General features: G+C 53.1%; 6 protein-coding genes. 5 read left to right on the top strand and 1 reads right to left on the bottom strand.

What is annotated here, in order from left to right; genetic code table 11:
- Positions 1 to 322 precede the first annotated feature (322 nt).
- Entirely contained in the window at positions 323 to 2,491 is a 2,169-nt protein-coding gene (gene recD2 / locus D5S03_RS09310) for an SF1B family DNA helicase RecD2 (RefSeq protein ID WP_008870856.1), read from the bottom strand.
- A 322-nt stretch (positions 2,492 to 2,813) separates the two neighbouring features.
- Here recD2 and D5S03_RS09315 point away from each other — a divergent pair, with 322 nt between their 5' ends.
- The 5 genes from D5S03_RS09315 to D5S03_RS09335 all read left to right on the top strand — a co-directional run bounded on the left by D5S03_RS09315 (position 2,814) and on the right by D5S03_RS09335 (position 6,511).
- Entirely contained in the window at positions 2,814 to 3,248 is a 435-nt protein-coding gene (locus tag D5S03_RS09315; RefSeq protein WP_008870857.1) for a thioredoxin family protein, read from the top strand.
- 61 nt (positions 3,249 to 3,309) lie between these two features.
- Positions 3,310 to 4,251, top strand: a complete 942-nt coding sequence (locus D5S03_RS09320) for a bifunctional riboflavin kinase/FAD synthetase (RefSeq protein ID WP_008870858.1) — start codon at positions 3,310 to 3,312, stop codon at positions 4,249 to 4,251.
- Positions 4,252 to 4,344: 93 nt separating this feature from the next.
- The gene (gene rsfS, locus D5S03_RS09325; protein WP_008870859.1) at positions 4,345 to 4,734 is read left to right on the top strand and encodes a ribosome silencing factor; all 390 of its coding nucleotides are present in this window, start codon (positions 4,345 to 4,347) and stop codon (positions 4,732 to 4,734) included.
- Complete coding sequence (gene gpmI, locus D5S03_RS09330; protein WP_287043652.1) at positions 4,727 to 6,271, top strand: 2,3-bisphosphoglycerate-independent phosphoglycerate mutase; 1,545 nt, start codon at positions 4,727 to 4,729, stop codon at positions 6,269 to 6,271. Before rsfS ends, gpmI begins: the two co-directional genes overlap by 8 nt.
- The gene (locus D5S03_RS09335) at positions 6,272 to 6,511 is read left to right on the top strand and encodes a hypothetical protein (protein WP_008870861.1); all 240 of its coding nucleotides are present in this window, start codon (positions 6,272 to 6,274) and stop codon (positions 6,509 to 6,511) included.
- Positions 6,512 to 7,061: the final 550 nt, after the last annotated feature.

Genomic DNA, 7,061 nt, shown 5'->3' on the forward strand with positions numbered 1-7,061 from the left:
CCTGAACTGGATATCTATCCGGCACATTTTTTTAAAACGGCTGCTTTCAACTTTCTTATCTTTCATCATAACCCGGAATAGAACACTTGTCCATTACGGGTTTCCTGCCTTAAGATACGCTTTTACGCTGACAAAAACACTACAGATCCACATGAAAACTGGAGTGTTACAGCCGGCTGCAATTTCAGTTTGATTATTTTTAACCGCTGCCCTCGCGCAGGGACCAGATAAATATGTTTATTACGCTCTGCTTTCCTCCTTTTAAGGATCTTTTGCAGGTCAGGACAAAGAAATCCGGACAAAACAGGGACAGAGCATGCCCTCACTCAAAGGCTTTCTGCAGCCGATATCTCAGGTGGGTGTAGCGCCTGGAGGCACCGGTGCTGCGAAGGCCCATGCCCATGGCCTTGGATGAACCAATGAGCACGGCCAGCTCTCTGGCCCTGGTAAGACCCGTATAGATCAGGTTGCGCTGCAGCAGGAGATAGTGCTGGGTGACCACCGGCATAATCACCGCCGGGTATTCGCTGCCCTGGGACTTGTGCACGCTTACGGCATAGGCCAGAGTCAGCTCATCCAGCTCGTCCAGGTCGTAAACCACCTCTCTGCCGTCGAAATCCACCATCAACTCCGAGTCTTCCAGGTTCACCTCCCTGATCCAGCCCAGGTCCCCGTTGTATACATCCTTTTCGTAATTATTGCGCATCTGGAGCACCCGGTCCCTGACCCGGAACCTGCGGTAACCGCGAACCACTGCGTCAGGACCGGGATTGAGCCTGTCCTGCAGAAGACGGTTCAACTCCGCAGTGCCCACATCCCCCTTGTGCATGGGAGTAAGAACCTGAATATCCTTCAGGGGATCCAGGTTGTACACCGCCGGGATGCGCTGGCATACCATGTAAGTTATAAGCTCCTGGATTTTGGCCAGATCATCCTGCTGTACCCAGAAAAAATCAGCCTGGGGCGGTTTTTTGTCCGATGAGACCGGAAACTTGCCGGTGTTTAAGCGATGCGCGTTGACCACTATGCTGGACTGCCTGGCCTGTCTGAAGATACTGGTCAAAACAGCCCTGGGCACTGTTTCGCTGTCCAGGATGTCCTTGAGCACGTTGCCGGGCCCTACAGCAGGAAGCTGATTCACGTCGCCCACCATGACCAGTCTGCATGTTACCGGCAGGGCCCTTAAAAGCTGAACCGTAAGCGATGCATCCAGCATGGACACCTCGTCCACTATTACTGCGTCGGCCTTGAGCTTGTTGTCCTCGTTATGTTCAAATCCCCCGGAAGGGTTGAAGCCAAGCATGCGATGGATGGTGGCCGCCCCTGCACCGGTGGCCTGGGAAAGCCTTTTGGCCGCTCTGCCGGTGGGGGCCGCCAGCTTGATCTTAAGCCCCAGAGCGGAAAAAGTGCGTACCAGCATGCGGGTGATGGTGGTTTTTCCTGTACCTGGTCCTCCGGTAATGACAAAGGTCTTGTTCAGACAGCCATCAAGCACTGCCTGGCGCTGCTCCGGAGTCAGGCGGATCCTTTCCTGTCTCTCCAGCTGTTCCAGGCCGGCTTCCACCTTCTCCCCGGACAGGGCCGCAGGATGAGTACTCATGCTGCAAAGTCTTTGCGCCAGATCCTGCTCCACCTTGTAGTAGTAGCTCAGGTAAACCGCCCTGGTTATGCCCTGTTCAGGCAGATCCTGAACCACCACCCTCTTTTTCTCCACCAGAGAATCGAGAGCGGCCTGAACATCGTCAAGGGACACTTCCCCCAGAAGCTCCAGCACCTTTTCCAGAAGTTCCTGTGCCGGGTAGAACAGGTGCCCCTGTTCCCCCAGAGAAAAAAGCTGGTAAGCAATGGCGGCCTGCAGCCGCTCCCGGCTGTTGGGAGGCAGTCCCAGCTTGATGGCCATCCTGTCAGCGGTTTTAAAGCCGATGCCCCGGATGTCGTAAACCAGGTCGTAAGGGTTGTCCTTGAGCTGCTGCACGGCTTCACCGCCGTACTTTCTGTATATCCTGGCAGCAAAGGTGGTGGGGATCTCGTAAGTCTGCAGAAAAAGCATGAGGTTGCGGATCTCGCGCTGCTGCGACCAGGAGGCTTTGATCTTGTCCAGCTTTTTGACCCCGATTCCTTCCACCTTTAGAAGCCTGTCCGGGTCGCTGTCCAGAATGTCGAGCACCTTTTCCCCGAAAGCCGCTACCATCTTGCCGGCCATCACCGGCCCTACACCCTTGATCATGCCGGAAGCCAGGTACCTCTTGATGCCGCTGATGCTGGCCGGAAAAACCTGCTCAAACTCCTGGACCATGAACTGCCGGCCATATTTGGGGTGCTCTTTCCATTCGCCCTTCAATTGAAGGGTCTCCCCCGGAACAAGGTTGCCCATGTAGCCGCAGACGGTAACCTGCCCCGGCTCGCCTGAGGCCTTCACCCGGGCTATTGCATAACCGTTGTTCGAATTGGTATAAGTAAGGCTGATTACTTCTGCCTTGATTTCCTTCATGTGTGTTATTATACAGTTTACGGCTGCGCCTGATTTCCCATGCAGCCCGTTTTTCAAGAACCTTGATGCCGCTTACGGCAATCCCCTTTATATCAGTCAGGATACAATGACAAACAAAATCATGGTCACCAATAATAAAAGCCCCGGTCGGAAAGCAGGAGCATACTGCTTCCATATCAGCTATCCAGACATGTGCAGGCCTTATTACCCCGGCAAAACGCATTCATCTCCTTGACTTTCAGGCCGGTACAAGGATAATTTCACTCTTGCAGGAAGGTTACCCCTTTTTCCACAAAACAGCAAACAGGCACGGACAAAAGTTATGAAAAAGGCACTGGCAGCAATAATATTTGTAGGGGCGGTTTTCGCCATAATATTCACCTATACCCACCAGATGGAACAGGAATCAGCCGCCATCATGGAGAGTATAACCCAGGAAGGCAGGGTGACCATGCTCAACGTGGGGGCAGAGTTCTGCCCACCCTGCCAGGCCATGGAGCCTGTGCTCAAAGAAGTGCAGGAACATTATCAGGACCAGGTGCACATGCCTTACCTGGACATGCAGAAACATTCCTCCCAGGTACAGCATCTGGGGGTTCAGACCACTCCCACCCAGATCTTTTTTGATCATCAGGGAGAAGAAGTTTACAGGCACGAGGGGATACTCGAAAAAGATGAAATAAAGGACAAGCTGGACGAACTGCTGGAAAAGAACACCGCCCGGCTCCCCGGCTTAAGCCCGGCTGCTGCATTATAAAAGCCCATGGCGGCGGCAGACCCCGGGCCATTGAACAACAAACAGGAACTCACACGTATTAATGATTGTATATGATATAAACGCTCTTACAGACAAGATAGAGGGCAGTGCCCTGACCATAGGCAATTTTGACGGAGTACATGTAGGTCACCAGCAGCTTATTCAACAGGTCAGGAAAAGAGGCAGAAGAATGGGCCTGTCCAGCATAGTGGTCACCTTCGACCCGCATCCCTTAAGAGTCCTTGTGGGGAAAAAAACTCCCCCCTTCATCACCCTCAACCAGCACAAGCTTGAACTCATGCAGGAACTGGGGGTGGATTATATTTTATGCATGACCTTCAACAAGGACATTGCATCCATGGAGCCCGAGGATTTCGTGTATGATTTCCTGGTAAAAAAACTCCGGCTGCGGGAATTGATAGTGGGCTACGATTACGTTTTCGGTAAGAACCGCAGGGGTAATTTTCACCTGTTGCAGCAGCTTGGTCAAAAATACGGTTTCAGCGTGGACCAGTTCATGCCGGTAATGGTGGATGGAGCCATAGTCAGCTCCACCCGTATCCGGGACCTGGTGGAAAGCGGGCGGGTGTGGGAGGTGCATCCTTTACTGGGCCGTTTTTACAGTGTTGAGGGCCGGGTCACTACAGGAAGACAGCGGGGCGGTTCATTGCTGGGGTTTCCCACGGCCAACATCCTCCTGCAGGACGAGCTTTTTCCCAGCACCGGGGTTTACGCGGTATGGGCGGAAATATCCGGCAGCATACATGCTGCTGTGGCCAATATAGGCTACAATCCCACCTTCGGCAACGACTACCTTTCCGTGGAGGTGCATATTTTTGATTTCCATCAGGATGTTTACAACCACAAGGTCAAGGTGCATTTCGTCCAGCGCCTGCGATCAGAAAAAAAGTTCGCCGGGATAGAAGAGCTGAAATCTCAGATCACCCTGGACTGCAAGCTTGCCCGTGAAATTCTGAAGATGCCCGAAGCCAAACTCTGCTGAAGACCTGGTATTGATTAATCCCGGCAAATGGTTAATCTTTCTCAGGCAATATTAAAACAAAACCAGAGACACCGTGGAGGAACAAATACACGCATGACACAATCCCGGAAAAAATCCCCTTCGCCAATGGAACAAAAGCTGCATCACCTGGCTGGAGCGCTGCATGAAAAAAAGGCAACTGATCTTTACGCCCTTGATGTAACTGTTTACTGCAGCGCCTTTGAGGGACTGATCCTGGCCACCGCCCAGAGCGAAAGACACGCCAGATCCCTGGCTGATCACCTTCTGGAGGTGGCCCACGGACAAAACTGGGACTACCTCGGCATGGAGGGATACCAGCAGGCGGGATGGATCCTGCTGGACTTTAACGACATCCTGGTACACATTTTTCAGGAAGAGCACAGAAGTTTTTACAACCTTGAAGGCTTCTGGAACCGCGGCCTGTCCATAGCCCTTGATCTGCCGGAGAATGACCATGCATAACAACAGAACTCCCGTGGTCCTTTTAATACTGGATGGATGGGGCCTGGCCCCCCAGGGTCCCGGCAATGCCTTTTCCCGGGCCCACACCCCCAACCTGGACCTTATCATGAATACATATCCCTGCACATCCCTTGAATGCTCAGGCCCGCAGGTGGGACTGCCCCGGGGGCAGATGGGCAACTCCGAAGTTGGACATCTGAACATCGGGGCAGGACGCGTAGTCTACCAGGACATTTTGCGCATCAGCCTGACCCTGGAAGAAGGACGGCTGGGGCAAAACCCTGTCCTGGAAGATCTTTTAAACCGGATGGGGCCGGAAAGCACCCTGCACCTCATGGGACTTGTCTCTGACGGCGGAGTGCACAGTCTTCAGGAGCACCTGCACGGACTTCTAAATATCCTGGGCCAAAAAAACGTCTCCAGGGTCATGGTGCATTGTTTTCTGGATGGACGCGATACTTCCCCCACTTCCGGAGCGCATTTTGTATCCCGCCTTCAGGAATACATGGAGTCATGCGGCACAGGCCGCATAGCAACGGTAATGGGCAGGTATTATGCCATGGACCGGGACAAGAGGTGGGAGCGTACCCGGGAAGCCTACGAAGCTCTTACCCTGGGCCGGGCCGAAGCGGTCAGGGACCCGGTGCAGGCCATTCAGGCATCTTACTCCCGGGGGGTCACCGATGAATTTGTAAAGCCCATGGTGCTGACAGACGAGGACAATCATCCAGTCGGGTGTCTTCAGGACAATGATGCAGTGCTTTTTTTCAACTTCAGGGCGGACAGGGCCAGACAGCTCACCCAGGCACTTTATCGCAGGAACTTTCAGGAATTCAGCCGCAGCAAGGCTCCAGATCTCTCTGTAGCCACCATGACCGAATACGACAAAAGTTTCAAACTTCCTGTCCTTTTTCCACCGGAAAATCTGCAGAACATACTGGGTGAAGTTCTCTCCAACAACTCAATTGCCCAGCTGCGTATCGCGGAAACAGAAAAATACGCCCACGTCACCTACTTTTTCAACGGCGGCCTGGAAGAACCTTTCCAGCAAGAAGAAAGAGTGCTCATCCCATCCCCCAGGGAGGTGGCCACCTATGATCACAAACCGGAAATGAGCGCTTTCCAGGTCACAGAAAAACTGTGCAGCCTTATCAGTCAGGAAAAATACAGCCTATATGTCTGCAATCTGGCCAACCTGGACATGGTGGGACATACCGGAAACATAAGTGCAGCAGTCAAGGCCTGCGAAGCAGTGGACAGGTGCGCCGGGTCAATCCTGGAGGCAGTGCTGGAAAAAAACGGCATTTTACTGCTCACCTCTGATCACGGCAACTCCGAAGACATGCTGGCTGAAGACGACAGCCCCAAAACAGCCCACAGCACCAATCCTGTTCCTTTCTGCCTGGTAAACTCTCCGGAACACAAACTGCGCCGGGAGGGCATACTTGCAGACATTGCCCCCACAATCCTGGACCTGTGGTCCATAGACCTTCCTGCTGAAATGGACGGCAAAAGCCTGCTCTACAAGGAGAAATAAATGAGCGAACCAAGCTTTATCCCCCCTGTAAAACCGGTGGGCATGGAACTGGTCATGTTTTATCCATGTCCCTACTGCGGACGTAACGTCCCCCTGCTGGCCCCAACGGAAGCATCCATGGGAAGCTGCGACTTCTGCCGCAAGCAGTTTCCACTGGTACCCATAGACAATACCACAGTACAGTATATAAAGCTTATCCTGCACAACGGACAGGCTGCCATTGATCCCGAATATGTCTGAGCATGAGAGCTAAAAGCACCATGCCCGGACATACCAAGGAGGGGAGCACATCGAGGCACGGCAACACTCTGTTGCATGCATCTGTATAAATACTCCGTCTGGGCCTTGATTAAACTTCCACCCCCACAGTAAATCCAAGCCACGGTGTAGCTCCCCTCCTTAGCCTGGTAAGTGCCGGGGAAGGAAGGGAGCTGATTATCGAACCACCCCCAGCCCCTCCTTAACCAAGGAGGGGAGCAGATCGAGGCACGGCAACACTCTGTCGCATGCATCTGTCAAACACTCCATCTGAATCGTGATTAAACTTCCACCACCCAAGTAAATCCAAGCCACGGTGTAGCTCCCCTCCTTAGCCAAGGAGGGGTCGGGGGTGGTTGTATGAAATCCCTTCCTTATAAACATTCCAGAAGCCCACCACCCAAGTAAATCCAGGCCACGGTAAATCTCCCCTCCTTAACCAAGGAGGGGAGCAGATCGAGGCACGGCAGCACTCTGTAGCATGCATCTGTATAAATACTCCTTCTGGATCGTGATTAAACTTCCACCACCC

The organism is Desulfonatronospira sp. MSAO_Bac3 (assembly GCF_003838035.1).
Taxonomy (GTDB): Bacteria; Desulfobacterota; Desulfovibrionia; order Desulfovibrionales; family Desulfonatronovibrionaceae; genus Desulfonatronospira; species Desulfonatronospira thiodismutans.

Coding starts and splice junctions, on each gene's coding strand:
- gpmI (WP_287043652.1), top strand. CDS start 4,727: ATGCATAACAACAGAACTCCCGTGGTCCTTTTAATACTGGATGGATGG.
- D5S03_RS09315 (WP_008870857.1), top strand. CDS start 2,814: ATGAAAAAGGCACTGGCAGCAATAATATTTGTAGGGGCGGTTTTCGCC.
- D5S03_RS09335 (WP_008870861.1), top strand. CDS start 6,272: ATGAGCGAACCAAGCTTTATCCCCCCTGTAAAACCGGTGGGCATGGAA.
- recD2 (WP_008870856.1), bottom strand. CDS start 2,491: ATGAAGGAAATCAAGGCAGAAGTAATCAGCCTTACTTATACCAATTCG.
- rsfS (WP_008870859.1), top strand. CDS start 4,345: ATGACACAATCCCGGAAAAAATCCCCTTCGCCAATGGAACAAAAGCTG.
- D5S03_RS09320 (WP_008870858.1), top strand. CDS start 3,310: ATGATTGTATATGATATAAACGCTCTTACAGACAAGATAGAGGGCAGT.